General features: G+C 36.7%; 17 protein-coding genes. 8 read left to right on the top strand and 9 right to left on the bottom strand.

Annotated features, from left to right (window positions below):
- Window positions 1-134 precede the first annotated feature (134 nt).
- From ACJJVW_RS12600 to ACJJVW_RS12580, 5 genes are all read left to right on the top strand, one after another.
- The gene (locus ACJJVW_RS12600; RefSeq protein WP_405252264.1) at window positions 135-1,709 is read left to right on the top strand and encodes a hypothetical protein; all 1,575 of its coding nucleotides are present in this window, start codon (window positions 135-137) and stop codon (window positions 1,707-1,709) included.
- Between the two features lie 113 nt (window positions 1,710-1,822).
- Window positions 1,823-2,659 carry a M23 family metallopeptidase gene (locus tag ACJJVW_RS12595; RefSeq protein ID WP_405252262.1) on the top strand — a complete coding sequence of 279 codons (837 nt, stop codon included), beginning with the start codon at window positions 1,823-1,825 and terminating at the stop codon, window positions 2,657-2,659.
- 80 nt (window positions 2,660-2,739) lie between these two features.
- The gene (locus tag ACJJVW_RS12590; protein WP_405252260.1) at window positions 2,740-4,395 is read left to right on the top strand and encodes a S41 family peptidase; all 1,656 of its coding nucleotides are present in this window, start codon (window positions 2,740-2,742) and stop codon (window positions 4,393-4,395) included.
- A 138-nt stretch (window positions 4,396-4,533) separates the two neighbouring features.
- Complete coding sequence (locus ACJJVW_RS12585) at window positions 4,534-6,420, top strand: CocE/NonD family hydrolase (protein WP_298323903.1); 1,887 nt, start codon at window positions 4,534-4,536, stop codon at window positions 6,418-6,420.
- A 357-nt stretch (window positions 6,421-6,777) separates the two neighbouring features.
- Window positions 6,778-8,607 carry a cystathionine beta-synthase gene (locus ACJJVW_RS12580; protein ID WP_405252258.1) on the top strand — a complete coding sequence of 610 codons (1,830 nt, stop codon included), beginning with the start codon at window positions 6,778-6,780 and terminating at the stop codon, window positions 8,605-8,607.
- Window positions 8,608-8,691: 84 nt separating this feature from the next.
- On the opposite strand, the gene ACJJVW_RS12575 is transcribed toward ACJJVW_RS12580, so the two are convergent.
- The 7 genes from ACJJVW_RS12575 to ACJJVW_RS12545 all read right to left on the bottom strand — a co-directional run bounded on the left by ACJJVW_RS12575 (window position 8,692) and on the right by ACJJVW_RS12545 (window position 19,446).
- The gene (locus ACJJVW_RS12575; RefSeq protein WP_405252256.1) at window positions 8,692-9,144 is read right to left on the bottom strand and encodes a peroxiredoxin; all 453 of its coding nucleotides are present in this window, start codon (window positions 9,142-9,144) and stop codon (window positions 8,692-8,694) included.
- A gap of 2 nt (window positions 9,145-9,146) precedes the next feature.
- Window positions 9,147-9,557 carry a 6-pyruvoyl trahydropterin synthase family protein gene (locus ACJJVW_RS12570; protein ID WP_405252253.1) on the bottom strand — a complete coding sequence of 137 codons (411 nt, stop codon included), beginning with the start codon at window positions 9,555-9,557 and terminating at the stop codon, window positions 9,147-9,149.
- A complete protein-coding gene (gene idi / locus ACJJVW_RS12565) occupies window positions 9,554-10,072 on the bottom strand; it encodes an isopentenyl-diphosphate Delta-isomerase (protein ID WP_298323890.1) in 519 nt (172 codons plus the stop codon). Before idi ends, ACJJVW_RS12570 begins: the two co-directional genes overlap by 4 nt.
- Before the next feature lie 82 nt (window positions 10,073-10,154).
- Complete coding sequence (locus tag ACJJVW_RS12560) at window positions 10,155-12,101, bottom strand: OmpA family protein (RefSeq protein WP_298323888.1); 1,947 nt, start codon at window positions 12,099-12,101, stop codon at window positions 10,155-10,157.
- 12 nt (window positions 12,102-12,113) lie between these two features.
- The gene (locus tag ACJJVW_RS12555) at window positions 12,114-13,058 is read right to left on the bottom strand and encodes a type IX secretion system membrane protein PorP/SprF (protein ID WP_405252251.1); all 945 of its coding nucleotides are present in this window, start codon (window positions 13,056-13,058) and stop codon (window positions 12,114-12,116) included.
- Window positions 13,059-13,268: 210 nt separating this feature from the next.
- On the bottom strand, window positions 13,269-14,948 hold the full coding sequence (locus ACJJVW_RS12550; protein ID WP_405252249.1) for a gliding motility-associated C-terminal domain-containing protein: 1,680 nt from the start codon (window positions 14,946-14,948) through the stop codon (window positions 13,269-13,271).
- Window positions 14,920-19,446, bottom strand: coding sequence for an Ig-like domain-containing protein (locus ACJJVW_RS12545; RefSeq protein ID WP_405252247.1), 4,527 nt, complete (start codon window positions 19,444-19,446; stop codon window positions 14,920-14,922). The genes ACJJVW_RS12550 and ACJJVW_RS12545 overlap by 29 nt, the downstream gene beginning before the upstream one ends.
- A 542-nt stretch (window positions 19,447-19,988) precedes the next feature.
- Between ACJJVW_RS12545 and ACJJVW_RS12540 the strand changes: the two genes are divergently transcribed.
- Window positions 19,989-21,581 carry a peptide chain release factor 3 gene (locus tag ACJJVW_RS12540; RefSeq protein WP_405252245.1) on the top strand — a complete coding sequence of 531 codons (1,593 nt, stop codon included), beginning with the start codon at window positions 19,989-19,991 and terminating at the stop codon, window positions 21,579-21,581.
- A 271-nt stretch (window positions 21,582-21,852) separates the two neighbouring features.
- Here the strand turns inward: ACJJVW_RS12540 and ACJJVW_RS12535 are convergent, their stop codons facing one another.
- Both ACJJVW_RS12535 and ACJJVW_RS12530 read right to left on the bottom strand, forming a co-directional pair.
- Complete coding sequence (locus ACJJVW_RS12535) at window positions 21,853-23,127, bottom strand: DUF2851 family protein (RefSeq protein WP_405252243.1); 1,275 nt, start codon at window positions 23,125-23,127, stop codon at window positions 21,853-21,855.
- Window positions 23,128-23,268: 141 nt separating this feature from the next.
- Complete coding sequence (locus tag ACJJVW_RS12530) at window positions 23,269-24,633, bottom strand: pyridoxal-phosphate dependent enzyme (protein WP_405252241.1); 1,365 nt, start codon at window positions 24,631-24,633, stop codon at window positions 23,269-23,271.
- 291 nt (window positions 24,634-24,924) lie between these two features.
- Here ACJJVW_RS12530 and ACJJVW_RS12525 point away from each other — a divergent pair, with 291 nt between their 5' ends.
- Both ACJJVW_RS12525 and ACJJVW_RS12520 read left to right on the top strand, forming a co-directional pair.
- Window positions 24,925-26,124, top strand: a complete 1,200-nt coding sequence (locus tag ACJJVW_RS12525; RefSeq protein ID WP_013749615.1) for an alanine dehydrogenase — start codon at window positions 24,925-24,927, stop codon at window positions 26,122-26,124.
- Window positions 26,125-26,131: 7 nt separating this feature from the next.
- Window positions 26,132-26,512 carry a hypothetical protein gene (locus ACJJVW_RS12520; protein ID WP_405252239.1) on the top strand — a complete coding sequence of 127 codons (381 nt, stop codon included), beginning with the start codon at window positions 26,132-26,134 and terminating at the stop codon, window positions 26,510-26,512.
- Window positions 26,513-26,585: the final 73 nt, after the last annotated feature.

Raw genomic sequence — 26,585 nt, 5'->3', positions numbered from 1 at the left:
TTAGAAACAAGACTTCTACTACCAAGTTAACCATATAACTTCAACCTAAAATTTTCGCCGAAAGGCTAACAAACAATAAAATTAAAGCTTCTTATATTACAACCATCATAACCCACTTTGAATAACTAACAACCATGATAAAAAACATTATAGTACTCCTCTTACTCTTAATAAGCTTTAATAATTATGCACAAGATGTTGCTATTACTAAAAGTGAGATTTTTAAAGACTCTAAAAAACGTAGCTCCCTTAAATTTTCATTAGAAAGTGACAATGGCGAACTAGTAACTATAAGAGCATATTATGGAGGTCTTCTACAAACACTTAAAGGATATTACATACAGCACTTTGACACCGATTTAAAACTACTTAACGAGGTAACCTATGAAGTGAAGGATAACACGATTAAAAATGCATTCATTAAAGACAATCAGCTCCATTTAATAGAATACACCATAAATAAAAAATCTGATAAGATTGCTTTTAACGCAGTTTCGGCAGATTTAAAAGATCTTAAGTTCAATACTAAGGAAATACTTTCCTTCTCTGAAGAGAATCAAAAAAAGTATTTTGGTATTGCAATATTTCCAATTGTGATAAGCAATTTATCTCAGCTAGATAGTGACCACACGGGTGAAGTAGTTATGTCTAAAAACAACAACTACTTTGTAATCAACTTTGACATCAATAATAAGGAACAGGAAACCCATAAAATTTTTGTTTTTGACAGCAATTTCAATAAGGTGTATGATCAATTGATTCAACAGGATGTAAAGGATAAGGACTTTACTTATGAAAATGTAGACATAGACGACACTAATGGAACGGTATATTTTTTAGGAAAGGTTCATGAAAAACAATCCAAAGAATCTAAGAAGAAGGGAGAAATCAGTTATCATTATGAGCTTTACAAAGTTGACGCAAAGGGACAAACCGAGACTAATTTAAAAGATAACGACAAGTTTATCTCCTCCCTAGAGCTTGTAAAATCTAAAGACGGATTATCCTGCATAGGCTTTTATGGTCAAAAGAACGCAAACCGAATTAATGGTGTAACCCTCTTTAATTTAAATCCCGAAACCCTTAAGATCGAGAAGAAAAAATTCACACCTTTTTCTGAAGAATTTCTGAATGATAAGTACGGAAATAAAGAAGGCAAGAAGAAAAGAAAAAAAGAAAAAGGAATAAAGAATATGGATTTTAAAGGTGTTTACATCATGGGCAACGGTGACATTGTTCTAAATGCAGAGGAGTTTTATACTACCGTACACACCTCAATGGGTACTAACGGTAGTATGAGAACGCGCATTGTCTATCACTTTGACGATATTATGAGTGTAAAACTAGATAAGGATGGAAATTTAAAATGGGCACGAAATATTAATAAAAGGCAAACAGGTTTTGGAACGAGTTCTTTTACCTCAATCCCCGTCGCTCAGGATTCTTACTTCTTTATAAATTGCTCTGATAATATTAAAAAATTGAGTGCAGATAGAATTTCCTTTAGACAAACAAAGGCTAAAAAATCAAACCTTTACATGATTAAAATTAATCAAGATGGAGATTTTGACTTTAAAAAGCTTATTGATGATAAAGAATCAAAAGTGTATTACATTGTAAATAATGGTAACATCAACCTTGATAAACAAACGGTCATACTTCCAGGTAAAAAAGGAAAAAACACTAGGATCTTAAAGCTTAGACTTTAGGTTTTTTACGCTTTCGCGAAAGCGTGGCTGAAGCTTTGATACAAGCCAACATCAAAAACAGTATACATCCTTTATGTAAGCTTTTGATGCAGATATTAATTAAAAAATCAACATTGAAAAAACTTATCCTTTTACTATCTATCGTTTGCCTTGCAGCTTGTAAAAGCCTAGACAATTTCCCTAAAGTGGAGCACTCTGCTCAATTAAGCTTTAAAGAAGCGTATGAAAATGACACCATATCTTTTCAATTAAAGAACCCTCTTATGTGTCCCATAAGCGTCAGGCTTGTTAAAGATGCTACGCATCCTGACCTAGCAACACTATTCGGGCATGTAACCCTGAGAAACCAGCAAGACACCATCATTAAGATTCATTATCCTGATGTACAATCTACTGTAACACCAAAATACAGCATTGAATATGGAGATTTACAGCGTAAAATTAATAAAAGCAGCATAGGATTACCATTTTCAAAGGGCAAACAATACAAAATCATACAAGGCTTTAACAACAGCTTTTCTCATAATAAAATCACGAGTAAGTATGCTATTGATTTTGATCTTAAGATAGGGGATACCATCGTTAGTGTAGATGATGGATATGTGGTAGGCTTGATTGAGGAATACAAAGATCATGGTACAAGCCAGCAATGGAGAGATAATGATAGAAGTAATTACCTAACCGTTTACCATCCTGACAGTGGTTTGTACTCTCAATATGTACACTTAAACCATGATGGAGCAATCGTTGAGCCTGGAGATTATGTAGAGAAAGGACAACCCATCGCAATTAGTGGAATGACGGGTTTTACCACCGTTGAGCATTTACATTTTAACGTTAAAATTCCATCTGCAACTAATGGCCTCATATCTACCGAGTATACATTTGACAATGCCGTAGATGCAAGTACATTAAAAAAAGGTGATGTAGTCAGAAATTACAATGAATAGAAAAATGTCTACCCATTAACTCAGTGCTGTTTGAGTAATTACGCTTTCGCGAAAGCGAACCTGAAACAATTAAAATCTTCATGAAACATATTTTAGTACTCCTACTCTGCTTAAATCTTGCCAGTTCTTTTAGTCAAATAGAGGAACATGAAAAAGAGGAGCATTTTATTAAAATCTGGGGCTTACTAAAATATTACCACCCAGATATAAGTAACGGCGCCTATAACGTCAATAAAGAATTTATTCAGGAATATCAAAAACTGCCCTCATTAGTTACAAAGGAAGCTTTTGACAAGGAAATGATTGCTTGGATAGAAAGTTATAGCACGGCAGATTTTGACATAAAAGAAAGCTTTAAACAAGAGCTTTTTACCAAAAATGATAATTTCAAGTGGATTCTTGAGTCTGGTTATAGCGTTCAGCTATCGCAACTACTAAGCGACTTAAAAAACAACGCTAACTATAAAAGTCATTATGCTGACATCAAAAAACTAAGCAGTTCTATTGATTTAAGTAATGACGCTGCCCTAGCAGATTTTGATTACACTAATAATGCGCATAGATTGCTCTTCCTTGCTTCGTTCTGGAATACGATGAATTACTGGAATGTGAATTTATACCTAACAGATACACCGTGGGAACAAACTCTTAGCAAACTAATACCAGCTTTTAGCGCTGAAGGAAAGGAGAATTTTGAAAAAGCCAAGGAGTATTTATTTAGCAAGCTCAACGATTCGCATTCCAATTATCAATATAGCTACACGCTAAATTCATTAGACAAGTTCCCGAACTTTGGCGGGAGAATCATTAATGATTCCTTAGTGATTACATCTGTGTACGATACAAAGATATTTCAAGAGGACTCATTAACTAAAGGCGACGTAATTTATGCCGTGGATGGAGTTAAGCTAGAGACCTATTACAACGCAAAATTTTCCAATGTAATAAGTGCCTCAAACAAGAACTATCTAAGGCGCGCTATTGAAAAAACCTATTTACTGGCATCGACTAAAGATTCGGTTCTTGTTAGTATTTTAAAAACAAATGGTCAGAACAAAGAGCAGTATATCCAACTAAGCCCTTTAGCATATCCCTACCAAAAGTATGAACGCTTAAAGCCTACTGAAAGCAAGGGCTGGAAAGAAATAAGTGATAAGATTGGATATATAAATCTAAATAAGATTGATAAAAACCAACTGAAAGAAGCTTTTAACGATTTTGAGCTATTTAAAGGTATCATCATAGATTTACGTAACTATCCGAGGAATATAAGTACTGCAGATATCGCAAAGTATCTGTATCCAGAGAGAACAACATTTTTAAAAAAGCTAACCGCCGTAAAACCTGCTTATGGCAACTATGGAGCAAATGCCGCGACAAGTTTTATCATGGACCCATTTAAAGCAGGAAAGAAAAATAAGAACTACTTTAAAGGAAAAGTAGTATTGCTAGTAGATAGAACAACGGCAAGCATGGCAGAATGGATGGGAATGGCAATCCAAGCATCACCTAACTGCATTACCATAGGCGAGCAAACCTTTGGCGCAATTATGAATAGAAATGAAGTACCACTCATGGACGGCACTAAAATTGACTTTACAGCAATGGGCGCGTTCTATCCAAATGATAAAGGTGTGCAACGTAAAGGATTACGACTAGATCACGAGATAAAAGAGAGTGCGCTACACTATGATAGTGATCTATATATTAAGAAAGCAATAGCTTTGATTAGGTAGGATTGACACCTTACCACCCTCAAAACTAAACACTTGTTACCACAAAAATTATAAGCACCAATAAATTCATTGTATATTTAGAATCATATTTATTGATTAATTATTGTAATACATATTACAATCTAATATCCCTATACGATGAAGAAAATTACGTTTCTTTTGTTTCTATCGCTTGCGATGTCTATGATATCGAGCGACACTCTTTACGCACAAAACGATGTACTCGCCGAACTTGAACAAATAGCTATTGTAGATCAAAAGGTCATGATGCCTATGCGTGATGGCATACGCCTCGCTACTGATATTTATAGACCAAAGACGAGTGGTAAGGTTCCTATAATTTTCTCGCGAACTCCCTATAATTTTAATTCTTGGGGTGACGGAAAACAAAGAACAAGAACAGCCGAAAGAGCGCTAGAAGCTGTAAAAAGAGGATATGCCTACGTAGTTCAAAACGAACGAGGAAGATACTACTCTGAAGGTGAATGGGATATTCTAGGCGTACCGCTCACAGATGGATATGACGCATTTACATGGATGAAAAATCAATCATGGTCTAACGGGAAAATTGGCACACTTGGCTGCTCCTCTACTGCAGAGTGGCAGATGGCAGTTGCAGCTTTAGATCATCCATCTCATGCAGCTATGGTACCGCAAGGCTATGGAGCTGGCGTAGGAAGAATAGGCGATATTCAAGAACAAGGAAACTGGTATCGTGGTGGTGTTGAGCAAATGCTCTTTTTCTCCTGGTTGTATGGCGTAGAGCATGATAAATTTAAACCTCGTATTCCTGCGGGAGCGACACAAGAGGATTTAATAAGAATTTCACGATTTTATGATTTAGCACCAGAAAATCCGCCAGTTGATATGGCAGAGGCTTTGAAGCACTTGCCTATTCAAGATATTTTGAAAAACATCAACGGTAAGAATGAGATTTTTGACAAAATGATACGTCGTAAACCTAACGACAAGGCATGGTTTGAAGGTGGCATTTATCATGACAACAAAGATATTGGTGTTCCTAGTTTCTGGTTTGCCTCTTGGTATGATGTTTCCATTACTCCTAACCTAGCCTTATTTAACCACGTAAGAAATAATACTAAGGATGAGAGCATAAGAGATAATCAATATCTCGTAATCGCTCCTACCCTACACTGTGCATACACAAGAGCAACTGAAAATACTATTGTGGGTGAGCGCAGCGTAGGTGATGCAACACTCAATTATGAAGAGCAGATTTATGGTTGGTTTGATTTATGGCTCAAGGGAGAGAAAAATGATTTTAAAGAAAAAACACCTAGGGTTCAGTACTACACCATGGGTAGCAATAAATGGCAAGCTGCGGAAACTTGGCCACCTAAAAAAGCTGAACCTACCACCTATTATTTAAATAGTAATGGAAATGCTAATAGCCGTTTTGGAGACGGAACATTATCCACCAACAAAGCTACTGCAGATAATGTAGACGGCTTTACTTATGACCCAATGCAACCGGTTCCTTCTTATGGTGGTAATGTATGTTGTACAGGTAACGCCGTTCAAGGTGGCGCTTTTGATCAACAACAAATGGAAACCAGAAACGATATCTTAGTGTATACCACAGATCCGCTAGAGGAAGGCGTAGAAGTATCTGGTTTTATAAATAGCACCTTATACGTATCATCTGATGTGAAAGACACCGACTTTACTATCAAGCTGATTGATGTTTATCCAGACGGTACAGCTTACAATCTGGATGAAACGATACAGCGCGCAAGATACCGAGAAGGTTATGACAAAGAGGTATTTATGGAGGAGGGCGAAGTTTACAAACTAGACCTCACACCGATGTCTACTAGTAACTATTTCAAAAAAGGACATCGTATTCGTGTAGAAATCTCAAGCAGTAACTTCCCACGTTTTGCTCGCAATCTCAATACAGGAGGAAATAATTATGATGAAAAAGAAGGTATTGTAGCGCATAATAGCGTGCATCATTCGGCGGTGCACGGATCATCTATCGAGCTACCAATTATCAAAGATTAGATAACAACCATCATTGTAAGTTTTCAATGTATAATAGCTTGGCTATTTACTAGCTGAGTCATTTCATTGTTAAACCTTCATTAAAAAATAATAATTCACAGTGCGAGTCTTTGCTATTGCAAATGACTCGCATACTTTTGTAAAATCGTTTTATCTGCTCATGCTTTACTTGATTTTTCAAGTAAATGAACGGTTTACATTACTTGTAATTAGCCACATTTAAACTAATTGAAATAAGTACTATTTGAGAGTATTTACTGTTAGGAATAGCCGAAAAAAGCGTCTAAAAATCACCTTTAAAAAAATTAATATTCAAGGTGTCTTTACGTGATGAAGACACTCTTTTAAAACTTATAAATGTTACACTACATCAAAGAAGTAATCGATAATATGCCCAACGACTGGATAGGTCTCACCACCCACCGATTGGATATTTATAATGAAAAGCTTGCAAAATCTGAGTTTTTAGATGAATTTGAAGCTTTATACAACGAGAAAAATGCAACTACTGCTGCTCTAGCAAATCTACCTACAGCTTATGATTACATAAGGTTAGGCCACCCACTTTCTAGTATTCTAGAATGGAGCGTTGCGAGATTACTAGACCTAGAGTCAGACAGCGTTATTAGCTTTGATTCTATTACCGTTCCAGTACTTGCCGTACTGAGAAAAAATTTACTAGACGGTAAAAAAACACAAATCAACTACACAGGGCAACTTCCTGCTATTTTCGATGCAGAAGCCTTGAAAAACGTGTACGGGTATCACTTCGAACTTAATCAAGTGGACAGCCCAGAAGATATTTCGGCTTTTGACGGGAGTACTGTTTATCTCTCGCAAGAGAACCAAATAAAAGCGGAACCTATTGCAAACAACGTTGATTTTCACGTAAGTGTATATGAAAATATAGGTAGTCTACTCTTTATAAATGGTGAGAAGAACGCACACTATGTTTCAGATATCCAACATGTGCGCAGAAGGGAGACTATCGCCATGACACCTTCAAATTCTTTAGTAGCATTAAAATCATTGGTAAACAATGCTCCTATAGATTACACGGCTGGTGATGTTGCAAAAGATAAAGCGCGTGTACACGAACTAATTAAAGAAGTAAATGGAACCGATACAGAGCCTCTAGTAGCTTCTAGCGGACTTTCTATACAATATGCTATCATGATGGGGTTAGTAGACGATGCTATCAATAAACACCCTGGAAAGGCGATTAAATTTATTGTTCCTCCTAACTGTTATGGAGGTACAAATGATCAGGCCAGACGTGTTGCTGCTTGCCTTGATAATGTAGAAGTTGTAGATCTACCGGTAGATGGTGATAATGATATGGTGCAAAGCGTTGACACTGTGCTTACCAAAATAGCCGCAGAGGACGCAGTACCCTATATTATTGCAGAAATACCAACGAACCCAAGAGTAGAAGTTCCAGATCTTTTACAACTAAAAGAGGCGCTTAGTAAAAAGCGCACTACGCCTAGTGGAGCAACGGCAATAGACCCTGTTTTTATCCTTGATCAAACGTTTTGCCCTAATGTTCATTTCTTAGGAGAAGATAAGATACTATCTACGGTACGCACTATTTCTTATGCCAGCGGATCAAAATTTCCAAGTGGTGGTAAATGTACTGCAGGCTATTGCGTAGTAAATAATAAAGCAGAAGACCTTATTAAGAGCATCTCTTTTCACCTTCAACTTTGTGATAACGAGGCGACAGATTTACAATATGAGATTCTAGCTGCACAATTACCTTCTATGAACGACCGTATTGCCGCAGCTTATGTAAATACGCGTGAGTTTGTGACCTTTATAGAAAAAGAACTTCCAGGTGCAAAAATTAATTTTGTGTCTGAAGAGCTAGCAGCACAAGGATTTACTCCTTCTGTATTTTCTCTGGACTTACCTACTAAAGGAGCTAATGACTTAGAAAGAGAGCAATACAAAAGAGCTCTCAATCTTAAGCTCATTAATTTAATGATTACAGAGATTCCTAATGAAAGTAAATTTTGTGTGAGCTACGGCCAGCTTAAAGGATGTTATTGGACTATTCCTGCAACCTCTACGCAAGGAACTACTAAGGAGGGCGATAAAGACTATATCGTGAGAGCTTCTCTCTCACCAGATTTAGATCTGGATTTACATAAAAAGGTATTTCTAGATTTTGTAAAATCTATATAACATAAAAAGGGAGATGCTAAGCATCTCCCTTTTATTTTTGTGGTGGTATGTAATGGTTACGCTTTCGCGAAAATATACTTTTCCTTACAATCCTTTAATAACTGCAAGCGCTTTAGGTATATGTTTTGCAGCCATCATGCTGTTGAAACGCATCTTTATAATTCCGCTCGCGTCTACTACGAATGTTTCTCTACCAGGTAGTAGTCCCAATAATTCATTCTTAACACCATATTTTTTACGCACTTTGTTACTTGTATCTGAGAGTGTGTCAAATGGCAAATTATGCTTTGCTTTAAAACGTTTATGGCTTTCTACACTATCTGCACTTATACCAAATACTTTTGCTCCTGCATCTGTAAAATCTTGGTATTGATCTCTAAAACTACAAGCCTGAGCTGTACATCCAGGTGTAAAGTTTTTAGGGTAGAAATAAATTACCATAGGCTTTTTCCCTATCAATTCGTCTACTAATACTGCTACGTTATCCTGATTATTGAGTGTAAAACCAGGTGCTTTATCTCCTATTTTTAATGCCATAACTATTCGCCTTTATAGGTTACAAAGTTACGAGGCGTCTCATATAAAGTGATCTCTAGATCAAATTTAGGGTCTAAAACCGCTTTAATCTTTTGATGAATAACAACAGCAATATTTTCTGCAGTAGGATTGAGCGTTTTAAACTCTGGAACCTCAAGATTAAGGTTTTTGTGGTCTAAATAATCCTCTACCTCTGCTTTTATAATATCCTTTAAAATCTTAAGGTCAATGAGAAATCCTGTTTCGGGATCAATTTCTCCACTTACACTAACCGTAAGGTCATAATTATGACCATGAAAATTTGGGTTACTACACTTCCCAAATATTTGCATATTCTTTGCGTCGTCCCAGTCTGCTCTATACAATCTGTGAGCGGCATTAAAATGCGCTTTTCTGTGTGCAGTTATTCTCATCGCTTAATGTGTGTATAAAATTTGTCAAAAATGATTTTAAACCACTCTGTATATAGTTCTGGATGATTTGTGATATCAGTTTTCACATCTTCTAAATCCATCCATTTCCAAGCTGCAACTTCGTCTTCATTGATAGCCGGCGATTGTTCAGAATGACCTATTAGAATATGATCTAGCTCATGTTCTGTAAGACCGTTATCAAAAGGAGCTTTGTAAATAAATGAGATCGTCTCTTCTAAAGGTACAGAGAAGCCCATTTCTTCTTGTAGACGTCGCATACCAGCTTCTATATTACTTTCACCTTCACGCTGGTGACTACAGCAGGTATTTGTCCACAGTCCGGGACTGTGGTATTTATGTAATGCTCGTTGCTGTAACATAAGTTCGTTCTTACTGTTAAAAACAAACACTGAAAAAGCTCTGTGTAACACAGCTTTTTCATGAGCTTCCATTTTGGGCATAAGCCCTATTTGATTGTCATTTTCATCCACAAGGATGACTAATTCTTCTTTCATAAGCTTTGTAAAAATACAAATAACTCATAAAAAAAGCGCCTCAATTGAGGCGCTCTTATTATTAATATATGAGATTCTAGTACTAATTGCTTACCACTATAAATTCACTACGTCTATTTAATTGATGTTGCTCCTTACTACAACGTACACCATTACCACAGTCATTAACAAGTCGTGTCTCTCCGTAGCCCTGACCAGTCAATCTTGAGGCACTTATTCCTTTTGAAATAAGCCAGTCTCTAGTAGAAACATTCCTATTTTGTGATAAATTAAGGTTGTATGCATCTCTACCTCTACTATCTGTGTGAGATCTTACGTCTATGCGCACAGATGGGTAAGTTTCCATATACACCAACACCTTAGCAAGCTCTACCTCTGCGTCTGGTCGTATATCATACTTATCAAAGTTGAAATAAATTGGATTAAGATCTAATATTTTTGCAATATCATCTCCAGGAACCACTGGTTTCAAAGTTTTTTCAAGTTCTAATAACTCTTCAATTTCTCCAGACTCATTAGGTATAGTAATCATCTTTTCTGATGTGTTATACCCATCTTTCTCTGCTCTTATCAAGAAAATTTTATCACAATCCGGAATAAATGCAAATGCTGCTGAAGAACTAGTAACAACAGATTTAAATAAGTTATTATTTGTATCATAAAGACTAACTGTAGTACCTTCAAGATAATCTCCAGTGTCTTTGTCTGTAACCACTCCAGAAAGTAAAATATCACAGGCGACCTTAGGTTTACTTATCTGCTTGAGCATGTAGATGTCATCATTAGTACCCGCATTACCACGATTAGATGATAGAAAACCCATATTAGATTCACTATTAATTACAAATCCAAAGTCATCTTTTGAAGTATTTGCAGGTTCTCCTAAATTAAGGATTTCTGCAATTTCTCCATTTTTACCTAAAGCAGTTACAAATAAGTCTAACCCTCCTAATCCAGGATGGCCATTAGAGGCAAAATAAAGATCACTTTCAGCACTAATAAATGGAAATGACTCTCTACCCTCTGTATTAATGTTCCCCCCTAAGTTTACAGGTGTCCCGTAAGTTCCATCTTCATTAATTGATACATACCATAAATCTGATAATCCAAATGTACCTGGCATGTCGGAAGAGAAGTATAAACGTTTACCATCTGAACTTAAAGCAGGGTGAGCAACTGTATATTGATTACTATTAAATGGAAGCTCCTGCGAATCTGTCCATTTACCGTCAACTAGTGACGCTTTGTAAAGTTTAAGCTTGTTTGTACCATCATTACCTTCTCTGTACTTCCCATTATTATAGTTATTACGAGTAAAGTAAACTGTTTTACCATCTTGAGAAAATACAGGAGAACTTTCGTGATATTGTGTATTCAAATAAGGGCTAAATTTACTTACATAATTGTTTCCATTAGCAACATCAACTTTGTCTAGGTCAACTTCATATAAGCTTAAGAAAGGCTGTCCATTCCACTTATGAATGCGCTTTATAAAAGACCCAGTATCTCTGTTTGAAGCAAAAATAAGTTTGTCCTTATATAACATAGGACCAAAATCTGAATAACCGGAGTTAATCGTAGTTTTTGAAACTTCATAAGACCCTTTTTGATAATCAATCTCTCTAAGGTAATCCGGTGATTCCTTAAATAGACCAGCTCGTTTATCATCCTCTTTAAGATCAAAGAATCTAGACATCATTCTGTCTGATAATGCGTAATCCTTTATAGCCCTTAAGGACAATGCGTATCTAAAGTAAGCTTCAGATTCTGCGGCTTCAGGGAACTTCTGGATTAACTTGCCAAAATATATCGCAGACTTATCATAATGTGCATTAAGATAATAAGAATCTCCTAATCTTTTGTATAAATCTGCAGATTCATAACCCTTATCTGCTACTTTTTGGTAAATCTCTTGTGCATCAACGAAGTCATATTGATTAAATTTCTTAGTTCCACGCTCTATTTTTCCTTCCTGCGCGTTTCCTACTATTGTAGCAAACAAAAGGAGTATAATAGTAATATGTTTCATAGTAGAGTTTTATTAAAAGAATCTTGGGGTTAACATTCTGTCATACTCATTGAAGAGTTCAAAACGTAAGAATACTTCAAAACTTCCATCGTTATAAACTGTATTTCCTAGATCAGTACTCTCTCTATCATAAGCAAGACCTATAAGCATACTATCAGACACTTGGAAACCTACGAGACCACTTAATGCAGCGCTCCACCTGTAAGCCGCACCTAAATGCAATTTTTCCATTACTAGAAAATTTGCTGTTAAATCTACTTGTAATGGTGCACCTGCTACAACCTTCACTAATGTACTAGGCTTAAATTTAAGTTGTTCATTAATATCAAAGGTATATCCCATTATACCATAATAATGTATGCGTTCTTTTGAGATAAAACTAGCAGAGTTACTATTATTACTCTCATCAAAGTGCTCAGTTTGTACTAGGTTAGGCGCACTCAAACCAGCATAAAATTTATCAGTGTGATAATATAACCCTGCTCCTATAACTGGTGAAATCTTATTATCTATATTTTGAGAAAAACGAGGATCAGAAACATCAAAAAGTGTAAGCTTAGAGAAATCAACATCGAGGACATGTCCCCCTGCCTTTAATCCAAAACTCAGTTTACCACTATTTGAGGTATTAATCGTATAACTAAAATCTGCACCTATGTAAGTTTCTTGTGCAGGTCCTAATGCGTCGTTTACAATAGACAAGCCAAGCCCTACTTTACCTTCACCTATAGGAGAGTGAATGCTTAAACTTTGTGTACGTGGAGCTCCTTCAAGGCCTACCCATTGACTTCTATGTAATCCCACAATGCTAGTAACACCTCTGTTACCTGCATATGCTGGATTTATAGCTACAGTATTATACATGTATTGTGTATACTGTGGGTCTTGCTGCGCACTTACCTCTGTAAGACTCAAACCCGTAATAACTAATAGGACTATAAGATGTAATTGTTTCATTCTAACTTTATTTGTTGCACCTACAATAAGTGACTTTTTGGTAAAAATAGCTCAATTTGAATAATTTATAATTTCACAGTTGATTCACATTATCTTGATGCACTTCATCTAGAAATTTGATTATTTTATCCTAATCGCATTAAAACTTCAAAAACTCAAATATTATTTATGTTAGTTGTTATTACGCTTTCGCGAAAGCATAAATTTATATTAACGATTAATGTATAAATATCCACTCTTTCTCTTCAGACCATCTGGTGTCTGGTAAGTTATAAGGTAATAATACGTTCCTTCCGGTAATGTCTCTTTTGCATTCAATGTAGCTCTTCCTTCTGAGATACCTTTAAAACCTGTAGCCTCATCCTCAGTATACCCATCTTGCTCAAATACTTGAACACCCCATCTATTAAATATTTGAACATTATTATCTGGGAAAGCATTTATACCTTCTATAATAAAGAAGTCATTTACTCCATCACCGTCTGGTGAAACTCCGTTAAATACTTCGACATCAAAGATATTAAGTACTCCTGTAAACTCAGTACGTGTTGGATCATCCGGATTACCATCCATATTAGGATCAACATTTTCATCGTTATTAGGATCATCAGATAAATCTGTTACGTCGATTCCATTTGAATCTGTCGCATCTACTATAGCCTGATTTATTACAAATCCATTTGTTATATCAAAAGCAGTAAGTATATAAGTCGCCGTAAATGTTGTACTGTCTGATTCCCCAGGTAATAATGATATAGGACCTCCATCTACAGTTACTAATGGATCAGTTACAATGATATTTTCTAACGGTACCAATCCTGTATTAGTTACCGTAAAAGTATATAGAATCACTTCGCCATCTTGAATATTACTATCTCCATTGATATCAAGTGTCTCTCCTACCTTTTCAAGTGCTATTGAACTTTCTATTGGAAGATTAGTAACTGTTTCATCATCTTCTACACTGTTATTGTCATCAGAAATATCAACAACATCAACACCATCAGGATCTTGTCCTGTTGCAATCGCTTGATTAGTTACAAAACCTTCATCTATATCACTTTGAACTATAGTATAAACAGCTACAAATGTAGTACTATCTGTTTCACCTGGTTCCAAATCAATAGGTCCGCCAGATACAATCACTAATGGATCTTCAATGATAATGTTTGTAACTGTCACATTTCCTGTATTTGTCACAGTGAAGTTATATGTAATTGTTTCGCCTACTTGTGCAAATCCGTCACCGTCTATATCATTAAATACAGCTGTTTTGATTAAACTTATGCTAGCTCCTTGTGGTAAGTCTGTTACAGTAATGTCGTCCTCAAGATTACTATCATCATCTGAAGTATCTGTTACATCAACGCCATCAGGATTCTGTCCTGTAGCAAGTGCTTGATTCGTTACTCCGCCTCCATCAACGTCTGCTTGCGTAATAGTATACACAGCACTGAAGGTTGTAGCATCTGAAGCACCAGCAACTAAATCAATAGGTCCGCCAGTTACAGTTACCATTGGATCCGTAATCACAATATTTGTAATTGTTACATTTCCAGTATTGGTTACTGTGAAGTTATATGTTACCGTTTCTCCTACCTGTGCAAACCCATCCCCACTTTCGTCATTAAAGAATCCAGTCTTTATCAATGCAATTGATCCAGCATCTGTTGGGAAAGTTGTGATTGTTTCATCATCCTCTAAGTTACTATCATCATCTGAAGTATCTGTTACATCAACGCCATCAGGATTCTGTCCTGTAGCAAGTGCTTGATTCGTTACTCCGCCTCCATCAACGTCTGCTTGTGTAATAGTATACACAGCACTGAAGGTCGTAGCATCTGAAGCACCAGCAACTAAATCAATAGGTCCGCCAGTTACAGCTACCATTGGATCTGTAATTACAATATTTGTCAGGGATTACTTGAATAGTAACCGTTGCAGTATCACAAGCAGCTGGACTACCGTTATCACATATAGTATATGTGAAAGTATCCTCTCCTACAAAATCAGTGTTTGGTGTGTACTCGTAAGTTCCATCAGGATTCATTACTAATACTCCATTAGATGGATCTGTATTTGCAGTCACCGTAATTGGATCTCCGTCTGGATCAAAGTCATTAGAAAGTACACTTCCCTCAACAGGTGTGTTGATTTCTGTTACTCCAGTATCAGCATTTGCTACTGGTGGATCATTCTTACTTGTAGGCTCTGGTAATACTTCTAAGTAAACAATAGCTGTATCACAAGCTTGAGGGTTACCATCATCACAAACAGTGTACGTAAAGGTATCCTCTCCTACAAAATCAGTATTTGGTGTATACTCGTAAGTTCCATCAGGATTCATTACTAATACTCCATTAGATGGATCTGTATTTGAACTTACTGTCTGTATATCTCCTTCTGCATCATCATCATTCGTTAATACATTACCAGTTACAGCAGTATTTACATATGTATTATTGATATCATCAATAGCTGTTGTTGTATTACTAACAGGTGCTATCACTAATGAAACCGTAGCAGTATCTTTCGCTCCTTGAGCATCAGTTACTGTGTAAGTAAACTCATCTGGCCCTGTATAACCTGAATCAGGTGTGTAAGTGAACGTACCATCTGCATTTAAAATAACACTTCCGTTTGATGGGTCCGTTGCTAAAGAAGCTGTTTGAGCATCTCCTTCTGGATCCGTATCGTTATCCAATACACTTCCTAATACATCTGTATCGATAGTTCCAAGGTAAGCATCATCATTTGCTACTGTAATGTTTGCAAAGTCAGGGATTACTTGAATAGTAACTGTTGCTGTATCACAAGCAGCTGGATTACCATTATCACAAATTGTGTATGTAAAAGTATCCTCTCCTACAAAATCAGTGTTTGGTGTGTACTCATAAGTTCCATCAGGATTCATTACTAAAACTCCATTGGATGGATCTGTATTTGCAGTCACCGTAATTGGATCTCCGTCTGGATCAAAATCGTTAGAAAGTACACTTCCTTCAACAGGCGTGTTGATTTCTGTTACTCCAGTATCAGCATTTGCTACTGGTGGATCATTCTTACTTGTAGGAATAGGCAGCACCTCTATAAAAACTGTAGCTGTATCACAAGCTTGAGGACTACCGTTATCACAAACAGTATAAATAAAGCTATCCTCTCCTACAAAGTCAGCAGGTGGTGTATACGAATAAGAACCACTTGCATCAATATTTACAGTTATACCTTGTACTGTTGTAACAACTAGTGAGCTTACACTTTGAATATCACCTTGAGCATCAAAATCATTTGTTAATACATTACCAACTACAGTAGTGTTGATAAAGGTATTTTCAATATCATCAACAGCTATTGTATCAATTAGAGGATTAACTGTAACAGTTACGGTTGCAACATCACAATCATTATCGCTGTCACAAATTTGATAAGCAAACTGGAGATCAGTAGCATCAATTAATGGCGCGGTAAACTCTATAAAATCATCTGTTGGATCATTTGGAGTTCCATTAGTATTAACAACTGCCGTGCCCTGTGAAGGCTGCGTTGTAATTGTAATTGCACCCGTAGCTGCTAAATCAGGTCCAAAAGTATCATTTAACAGCACATCTATAGTAACTGTTTCTAATGGGAGTACTGAAGTTGAGTCATCAACTGCGTCAGGTCTTCCATCATCTACAAAATCATTTCCACATGTGGACATCAAGTTTATAACACGAGTTATTCTATTGTCATTCGCCCCATCAACATCAGATATTGAAACATATCCCGAATTATCATTTTCTATAACCACATATGTAACATCTACCATTGCAGAAGGTATCGATGTTGCATATCTATAATCACCATTAATATCTGTAGCTACAGTTCCTGTACTACCGTCTGAACCAATAATATCTACTTCTACGTTAGTTAGAGGATCCCCTCCTTCATCTGACACATTTCCACAAATAACTGGAGCAGAGAGTATAGTAGACTCTGGATTCACATACTCTGCATTATCCAACACGAGAGCATAGAATCTATCAAAATTTCCGTTTTGCTTACCTATAGTATATGAAAGCTTATTTTTCCCTTCCCAATAGTTACTAAATGTAAACCTAGGATCTTGAGAAATAGCGCCTCCTGGTGCAGTTATAGGATTTATAGCTGTACCCCTTATTGATTCTCCTGTATCTATAATCTCTATTAAGGTATTACCAGATGTATAATATGAATCAGGAAGACTTAATTCTGCATACTCTCTTGTAACCCTGCTATCACCGTCAATATCAAAAGGACTTCCGAAGAAAGAAATATCTACGGGCGTCATTGTTCCAGAAGCAACAAATGAAATATCAAATTTCACACTCTGATCACCATTATTTGTACTATTTATTTTCGGCTGAAAGGCTCTTGGGAGACCTTCATTTGCAACATCTATATCTAATAAAGTCGCACCATTTATAAACGCAACAATCTCAACAATTGCATCTATACTTGTTCCATGAACGTTATTTGGAAAAATATTTGGAAATCTATATTTGGCACCTTCTGACAAAGCAACTCCTCCTATTAACGTAGGATTAGCAAAGTTTGAATTTTCATAAAAAGGAGCACAATCACATCCTCTTTCTCCTGGAGGAACGATAAATACATCAGATACTGAAAGATATACTGTAGTCTCACTTTCGTGGCCATTAGCATCTATAATCTTGTAATTAAACTGATCAAAACCTGTGTAACCTGGATTAGGTGTATAGATAATAGTATCATCAGAAAGATCATCCGGAGTATTGTTATCATTAATCTCAACAACACCATTAGATGGGTTTTGAGTAATAATAATTGGCTCAGTTAATGAAGGACCATTATTTCCATAGTCATCATTTGCAACAACATCTATATTTAAAGGCAAATCAAAGAAAACTGTTCTCGTATCATCTTCTGCACAAGGACCGCCATCTACGTATATAGTAGTACTTGTAGCCTCACAACCTGGAAAAGGAGAAGCACTTAATGTATAAAAACCTGGTTTCACGATTTCAACAATAGCACCAGATGCAGACATAGTACCGTCTATAAACTCACCATCGGTAGTAGTCCAAGTAAAATAAGCACTATCATTTGGATTTTCTGGAGATAGCTCTAATGATGCCTTACAATTAAAAATACCCGGATCTTTGATAGATGTATCAAAAACAGGAGGCTCTAAGAAATCATAAGGACCAGAAAAATCTTTTAATTGTGAAGTAAAAGAGGTTGATGTTCTAGATTTAACTATAACTTTTGTCCATGGCGACTCACAAGCATCTCCTCCCTTAGCAAGCCTAGGATCAACACCTAAAGCGGTAAGATCAACTCCTAGTTCTGCGAGATTCCCACTAGTATATACTGTAGAAAAAGGACTATTTGTATTATCATTAAAGGTACCCCACGGTGGCGCAGGTGTTGAAGCTCCACTTAAATCTTCAAAAATTGTTAAACCATCTGGTATAACAACCTCTGCATAGCCATAACCATTCCAGTCACCATCAAAATTTACACCCCAGTCAAAATTAACAGGATTAATATTTGAAAAATCTGTTCTCTTTACCCAAATTCTAGCAAGAACTTCATTAACGGTCTCGCTAGTATAACTAAAACCTATGACTATATCCCCAGTACTTATAACATTACCGGCGGCATCAAACACCCAAGAAGTATGCCCTTGATCCGGACCAGAGTTTACAAAGCCATTTCCTGCAACTTCAATTTGGGATTTAAATAATTCAAAATCTATAAAGTGATTTCCAGAACTAGACATACAACTCACTCCAAGATCAATCCATAAACTGCTATCTATGCTATTACCACCTCTTCTCAAGTGAATATATGAATCAACAATGTCATTTTTCTCCCCTACTGATGAACTATTAAAAGACCAAGCAGTTACAGGGTTATCAGCATTTTTTTGACCTCCACCAAATGTTGTACGATCAAGACCACCACCTATACTGTTTAGGTTAACATAATCTCTTATAAATATAGCTTCATACAAAAGAGAACCATTTATAACTTCATATTGATTGAAGTTGGATCCTACTACAAATGGCTGATTTAAGTTACCCTGTGTAATATTTAAGTAGGCAGCTGCGTCACTTGTATCTATCAAACCAAATCCTGAAGAACCTTGGAACCAATCATCAATTCCAGCACCTATAGTTCCAGAATACACCCCACCATCAATCTCAAAATTTGCAGGCATTCCTCCATTTTGAGAAAGTGCAGTAAAATTAAAACCAAAGACACATACAATGGCTAAAACCATCTTTGCACCTAGATCAAACCTAGTTTTCACAAAGCTACCTGCAAGAGCAAAGACTCTTACCGTATTTTTAGTAACACTAGTTATTTGTAATTTTTTTACCATATTATCATTTATTATAAAACTAACTTCTGCCTCTTTAAAAGACGTCCACTAACTCAACACGACTAATAACTTTAATTCTAAAATTAAAAACCCAAAATCCAACACCTCTTAACAGGATGATGCAACTTAATTATTAAAATATTTGAGAACTAGGCTCCAGACAAGGAAACCTCAGAAAAACCCAAATACAATAAACAAAGGTATAAAGCACAGTTGCAAATCATTACAATGCAATTTATACTATATCAATAAGTTGGGTATTCAAATATAAAGCGAATATTACATCTACATTTTTACTTTTCAATGTATTAGTTATGCTACTTATTATCATCGACAAACTACACAAAAATCAATCTTCTACGTAATATGTTCTAACTATTATCATTAAAAAAACGACTAATATAAAATCAAGTCCGCTTTCGCGAAAGTGCATAAAACCGACCTAAACACAGCCAAAATACCCCTTAAAGTAGCTTTCAAATATACTTCTTTTTCTTTAACACTATATAGTATCTTTACATTCTAAAATATTAGTGAATTCTATGAGTTTTAAAAAAGAAATAGCCCGTCGCCGAACCTTTGGAATTGTATCTCACCCAGATGCAGGAAAGACAACACTTACTGAAAAATTACTCCTTTTTGGAGGAGCAATTCAAGAAGCTGGGGCTGTAAAATCTAATAAAATTAAAAAAGGAGCGACGAGTGACTTTATGGAAATAGAACGCCAGCGTGGTATTTCTGTAGCCACTTCTGTTCTTGCTTTTGAATATAATGGGATTAAAATAAACATCCTTGATACTCCTGGTCACAAGGATTTTGCCGAAGATACGTTTAGAACATTAACTGCTGTAGATAGTGTTATCGTGGTAGTAGATGTTGCAAAAGGCGTGGAGCCACAGACAGAAAAACTCGTGGAAGTATGTAGAATGCGCAACATCCCAATGATTGTTTTTGTAAACAAACTGGATCGTGAGGGTAAAGACGCTTTTGAATTACTAGATGAAATTGAAGAAAAATTACACCTATCTGTTACTCCTTTAAGTTTCCCTATTGGTATGGGATATGACTTTAAAGGAATTTACAACCTTTGGGAGAAAAATGTTAACCTCTTTAGTGGAGATAGTAGAAAAAATATCGAGGAAACTATCAAAATCTCAAACCTTCAAGATGAAGTGCTTGATAAGCTCGTAGGCCCTAAAGCCGCCGATAATCTTAGAGAAGAGATAGAGCTAGTACAAGGGGTGTATCCAGCTTTCAATCAGCAGGATTATCTTGATGGAATGCAACAACCTGTATTTTTTGGTTCTGCTTTAAATAATTTTGGAGTAAGAGAATTACTAGATTGTTTTGTAAAAATCGCTCCACCACCACGACCAAAAAAGAGTGAAGAACGTCTAGTACAACCTGACGAAAAAGACTTCTCTGGTTTTGTATTTAAGATTCACGCAAACATGGATCCTAAGCACAGAGACAGGCTTGCATTTATAAAAATAGTCTCTGGTGTTTTTGAGCGCAACAAGCCATATTTACATGTAAGACACAAGAAAAACCTTAAGTTTTCTAGTCCTAACGCATTTTTTGCAGAGCGCAAGGAGATTGTAGATATCTCATATCCAGGAGATATTGTGGGACTACACGATACAGGTAACTTTAAAATAGGTGACACACTTACTTCTGGTGAGGAGCTGCATTACAAAGGAATACCTGCGTTCTCTCCTGAACACTTTAGGTACATCAATAATGCAGACCCAATGAAGTCTAAACAGCTTGCAAAAGGTATTGACCAACTTATGGATGAAGGTGTAGCTCAATTATTTACGCTAGAACTTAACGGTCGTAAAGTAATAGGTACTGTAGGAGCATTACAATATGAAGTAATACAATACCGTCTCGAGCATGAATATGGGGCTAAGTGTACCTACGAACCTTTGAGTGTATCAAAAGCTTGCTGGGTAGACCCAGAAGATCCAAAAAGCGAAGAGTTTAAAGAGTTTTTACGAGTAAAACAACGTTTTATGGCAAAAGACAAAAGAGGCCAACTCGTATTTCTAGCAGATTCTCCTTTTACATTACAGATGACACAACAGAAGTATCCATCTGTAAAAATGCACTATGTAAGTGAATTTAAAGACTAAGGGTTTTAAACTAGATTTTTAGCAAAAAACTAATTTAAAGACGTTTAAAAGCATTTTGCCGCAAAAGACAGCTAGTTGCATCACAATTTTTAAATAACAGCTTAAAATAAGCTTATTTTAAGCCAATATTAATTAGCTAAATTTATTGGAAAAAACTTTTACATAGAAATTACAAATACTCATAATCTCTAGCTGAGTATAGTTATTTTAAAAAAAGGTGTGTTCATTTTAATGAGCACACCTTTTTAGGTTTCTTAAACGTCTTCACATATTAATGCTTAATCAAATAATTACCTACAGCACATGACAGGCATTTATTGAGATCACAGTAGTTGGCTTTTAATTCTAATAACGCTTGGGTTTCTTGAGCATTCTTTGCTCGATCTCTTATGCTGTTATATTTTTTGATAATACTATTGCTTTCGGGGTTGATAGCGTGCATCATAGACAGCAGCACCTCACTCTCATCTTTTCCTAGGTATTGATTATAAGAAAACCTTAGCGGTATAATTGCGTTTATGATGATAATATCTATAAATGAAGACGATAGCTTCTTGGCACGTTTTTTCTGGTCTTTCCCAAAAGAATAGTGTGTATCCCAATACTGAGAAGCTTTAACATCAAGCAGGGCGTATAACTCAGCTATAGTACATGCAGACATCAGTTTTTGGAACAAATTCAGGTGTTTATGGTAGAGCTGCGCCACTTGTGACAGTCGTATTGTTGGAAAATTATCTGGTCTCAACTTATAGAATTGCACTGGCAATATGCTATCGCTTACAATCTGAAATTTATGAGAAACAAACTCAAACTCTCCTTGTAGCTGCATCGGGTATGAGTCTATGGTGTTTTCTGGTAACAATCCGCCCATGCCTAATAATAATGCTTCTAGTCTAAAGGGTTCTTGAGCGCATTTACGAATGGTAGAAAAGTCAAGTTTTTCGGCGATGGATTGAAAGGCATTTGCATTTACTTTAGTGCCAAAACTCCGCATGAGCAACACAAAAAGTGCCGCTTCCCAGTCACCATTTACCTTGTTAAGAATAGGTGTGATGTGCTCCGTTTTTCGCGTTAAGCGTTCAAAATAGAGACGTTCAAGCCAGTTGCTTTGTATCATCTTTGGCACCTCTCTTATGCTATTCTCACAATTAATCCATTGTTGTGACTGATTATTAAAGAGCTCCTTATAATTATGCAATGATTTTTCGGCAACTAGATCTTTGAGTACTAAGGTTGGGATGGCAGTGTTGTCTTTTCTGTAAATCTCTACATCATGCTCCCACACTGCATGTAGAATCACATTGTCATAAGCAGCATCTACCTCATGATTATGCGCATACCAATCTGAAGATTTTAAGTGTATTTCTACATTTCCAGCCCACTTTTGATCACCTATTACAAGTGTGGTATTAAAAAAGTCTGGACCGGATAGATGATTATGTTGCCCTACATTGATTAATGTAATGGGCAAGCCTGAGGTTGTTTCTGCTTTCGCGAAAGCGTACTTCTTAAATTTCCATAAGTAATGTAAAAAGTCTTCTTGCATATGAGCTTATTTCTCAAAGCTAAAATACATCTTTCTGATTACTAACAAAATACGTAATTCACAAATGAAAATAACATCACAATAGCGCACAAAAAAACGCGAGACTACGTCCCGCGTTTTTTTCTAAAAAGTGCTATTTAATTACATCGCATTAATAATATCATGCTTTGTAATGATATGATGTTTACCATCTCCTAGATCTACTAAGACTGCATTATTCTCTTTTGAGATAAGCTTTGACACCTCTGCTACGGTTGCGTTTTTTTGCACAATAGGATATGCTGCTCCCATTACCTCCTTTATAGGTAAATCTGCCACCTCGTTGTTCTCCATATATGCTCTAAAAAGGTCTCCCTCATCTACAGAACCTACAATACCTGTCACATCTTCTACAGGGATTTGTGAGATTTTATAATCACGCATGCGCTCTATAGCGTGTGACACAAGCTCCTCTGTCTTTACAGTAACAAGTGGTTTATCTATGTGATTCTGGATCAAATCGCTTGCTACTTTATATTCTTGGTCTAAGAAACCACGCTCACGCATCCAGTCGTCATTAAACATCTTACCTACGTAACGGCTTCCATGATCGTGGAAGAGTACTACAACAACATCATCTGGACCAAATTTTCCTTCCTCATTAAGCTGTAACAACCCTTTGATTGCAGATCCAGCCGAATTTCCTAAGAACATCCCTTCCTCTTTGGCAAGGCGTCTTGTGTATACTGCAGCATCCTTATCTGTCACCTTTGTAAAACCATCGATGATGCTAAAGTTTACATTAAGTGGTAATATATCTTCCCCTATTCCCTCTGTGATGTATGGGTAAATCTCATTCTCGTCAAAAATACCTGTCTCCTTATATTTTTTAAATACAGATCCATACGTATCAATTCCCCATACTTTTACATTTGGGTTTTTCATTTTAAGATAGCTTCCTACCCCAGAGATGGTACCTCCTGTTCCTACACCTACCACAAAGTGCGTTACCTTTCCATCTGTTTGATCCCAGATTTCTGGTCCTGTGCTATTAAAGTGAGCCTTACAGTTAGAAGGATTATCATACTGGTTTACATACCAGCTATTTGGTGTTTCTTCGGCAAGTCTTTTTGATGTAGAGTAGTATGATCTTGGATCATCTGGCTCTACGTTTGTAGGACACACTACCACCTCACTACCTACGGCACGCAAGATATCCATCTTCTCTTTAGACTGCTTGTCTGAGATTACACAGATCATTTTATACCCTTTAATAATAGCAGCAAGGGCAAGACCCATTCCCGTATTACCAGAAGTACCTTCTATAATAGTCCCTCCAGGTTTAAGAATCCCTGCAGCCTCTGCATCTTCTACCATCTGTAATGCCATACGGTCTTTTACAGAATTTCCAGGATTAAAAGTTTCATATTTTGCTAGCACAAGACAAGGAAGGTCTTTTACAAGTGCGTTCATTTTTACCATAGGAGTGTCCCCTATCGTTCCTAATATATTTTCAGCGTATTTCATAATCTTCTTTTGTGGGTGCAAAGATACTTTTTACAAGACAGATGCGAGAATGCCTTTACAGATTATTGGCAATGTAGTTTTTTACGCTTTCGCGAAAGCTGTCTCCCATTTACTTTAAGAAGCATAACTATTTTATTAATTATCTACTATTAAAACATGGAAGCATAGACAATTATAATACAACAGCATATTCCTTCAATACGGCAATCCACACTACAGCTGGGTCTTGATTTATATCTAGTCTATATTTTAAATTATTCCTTACTTTTGGGTAATCGCATACAAACACACATGGAAACCAATAGCTCACCTTTTACTAGAGAAATGTTGCTTCCTCAAGAGGAATGTCTTGAGGTCGAAAAGAAACGAGGAGAGCTCTTTATTGGGATTCCGCGAGAGACACACTTTCAAGAACGCAGAGTGTGCTTAACCCCCGATGCTGTGGGAGCACTTACTGCAAATGGACACCGCGTGATGGTGGAGTCTAAAGCTGGAAAAGGAGCTCGGTACACAGATAAGGACTATTCAGAAAACGGCGCAGAAATCACGCAAGACACTGCCAAAGTGTTTTCTTGCCCTATGATTCTTAAGGTAGAACCGCCTTCTCTAGAAGAAATAGAGATGATGAACCCACAAACGGTGCTTATCTCTGCCTTACAGATCAAAACCCAGAAGAAACAATATTTTGAAAAACTCGCTAGCAAGCGCATCACTGCACTCGCTTTTGAGTTTATAAAAGATGAAGACGGCACCTACCCTGCCGTGCGCACACTTTCTGAAATTGCAGGTACCGCAGCCGTACAAATGGCGGCAGAAATTATGTCTAGCCCAGAAACAGGCACAGGTATGCTGCTAGGCAACATAAGCGGCGTGCCACCAGCAGAAATTGTGATTATAGGAGCAGGCACCGTAGGCGAGTTTGCCGCGCGGTCTGCTATCGGACTAGGAGCAAATGTGAAGATTTTTGATAACTCTATCACAAAACTACGCTGCATACAGACTAATGTAGGCAGACCATTATATACCTCTACCCTACAGCCTAAGAATCTTGTAAAAGCCCTCAAACGTTGTGACGTTGTGATAGGTGCTGTGCGAGGTGCAAACCGCGCACCGGTCATAGTGAGCGAGCGTATGGTAGAAGGGATGAAAAATGGCGCTGTCATTATAGATGTAAGTATCGATATGGGAGGTTGTTTTGAAACCTCAGAAGTTACTACGCATGATAAGCCTACGTATAAAAAACATGGCGTGACGCACTATTGTGTGCCTAATATTCCGGCAAGATTTGCCCGTACGGCATCTGTATCTCTCAGTAATATTTTTACTCCTTACCTACTTGACATTGCAGAGGAAGGTGGTATAGAAAATAAGCTACGCTACGACCGCGGATTAAAAAATGGATTGTATTTTTACCACGGTATTTTAACCAAAAAATCGGTAGCAGATTGGTTTGACCTTTCTTACCGAGACATCAACCTTTTGATCTTCTAGTAACGCAATGCACATTCTTAAACGTATAGGATATTACCTCGGTGGCTTTTCCATTGGGCTTGTTTTACTTGCTTTCTTTTTTAGCGGTAAAAAAACCAGCTGTGCTTACTTTCCACAAGAGCGTGTGCTTAAAAACTTACGTGTAAAACCCTATAATCTCACCCCAGAAGCAACACAGTCACTTGCCGCTATGCAACTAGATACGGTGACTATAAACCGTTTATTAAAACTAGGGGATGTAGATTTTGGAGAGAGTGTACCTCGCCGCGAGCCATGTGGTTATTTTGTAATCACAGGACAAGACGAAGCAGGAAACGATCTCAAAATGGAACTAGATAACTGTAAAGAAGCAGTGAGCATCAAGTCCCTTACCAAAATAACCAACTAGCCTCTTCATTACGCTTTCGCGAAAATGTGATATCACACGACCAAGTCTATTGGTAGATTATTACGACCTATTA

It is taken from the genome of Dokdonia sp. Asnod3-C12 (assembly GCF_045063975.1).
Classification (GTDB): domain Bacteria; phylum Bacteroidota; class Bacteroidia; order Flavobacteriales; family Flavobacteriaceae; genus Dokdonia.
The sequence above is the reverse complement of the archived record's forward strand: the minus strand, read 5'-3'. Positions and strand labels throughout refer to the sequence as shown.

Coding starts and splice junctions, on each gene's coding strand:
- ACJJVW_RS12600 (WP_405252264.1), top strand. CDS start 135: ATGATAAAAAACATTATAGTACTCCTCTTACTCTTAATAAGCTTTAAT.
- ACJJVW_RS12590 (WP_405252260.1), top strand. CDS start 2,740: ATGAAACATATTTTAGTACTCCTACTCTGCTTAAATCTTGCCAGTTCT.
- ACJJVW_RS12585 (WP_298323903.1), top strand. CDS start 4,534: ATGAAGAAAATTACGTTTCTTTTGTTTCTATCGCTTGCGATGTCTATG.
- ACJJVW_RS12580 (WP_405252258.1), top strand. CDS start 6,778: ATGTTACACTACATCAAAGAAGTAATCGATAATATGCCCAACGACTGG.
- ACJJVW_RS12575 (WP_405252256.1), bottom strand. CDS start 9,144: ATGGCATTAAAAATAGGAGATAAAGCACCTGGTTTTACACTCAATAAT.
- ACJJVW_RS12570 (WP_405252253.1), bottom strand. CDS start 9,557: ATGAGAATAACTGCACACAGAAAAGCGCATTTTAATGCCGCTCACAGA.
- idi (WP_298323890.1), bottom strand. CDS start 10,072: ATGAAAGAAGAATTAGTCATCCTTGTGGATGAAAATGACAATCAAATA.
- ACJJVW_RS12560 (WP_298323888.1), bottom strand. CDS start 12,101: ATGAAACATATTACTATTATACTCCTTTTGTTTGCTACAATAGTAGGA.
- ACJJVW_RS12555 (WP_405252251.1), bottom strand. CDS start 13,058: ATGAAACAATTACATCTTATAGTCCTATTAGTTATTACGGGTTTGAGT.
- ACJJVW_RS12550 (WP_405252249.1), bottom strand. CDS start 14,948: ATGGTAGCTGTAACTGGCGGACCTATTGATTTAGTTGCTGGTGCTTCA.
- ACJJVW_RS12545 (WP_405252247.1), bottom strand. CDS start 19,446: ATGGTAAAAAAATTACAAATAACTAGTGTTACTAAAAATACGGTAAGA.
- ACJJVW_RS12540 (WP_405252245.1), top strand. CDS start 19,989: ATGAGTTTTAAAAAAGAAATAGCCCGTCGCCGAACCTTTGGAATTGTA.
- ACJJVW_RS12535 (WP_405252243.1), bottom strand. CDS start 23,127: ATGCAAGAAGACTTTTTACATTACTTATGGAAATTTAAGAAGTACGCT.
- ACJJVW_RS12530 (WP_405252241.1), bottom strand. CDS start 24,633: ATGAAATACGCTGAAAATATATTAGGAACGATAGGGGACACTCCTATG.
- ACJJVW_RS12525 (WP_013749615.1), top strand. CDS start 24,925: ATGGAAACCAATAGCTCACCTTTTACTAGAGAAATGTTGCTTCCTCAA.
- ACJJVW_RS12520 (WP_405252239.1), top strand. CDS start 26,132: ATGCACATTCTTAAACGTATAGGATATTACCTCGGTGGCTTTTCCATT.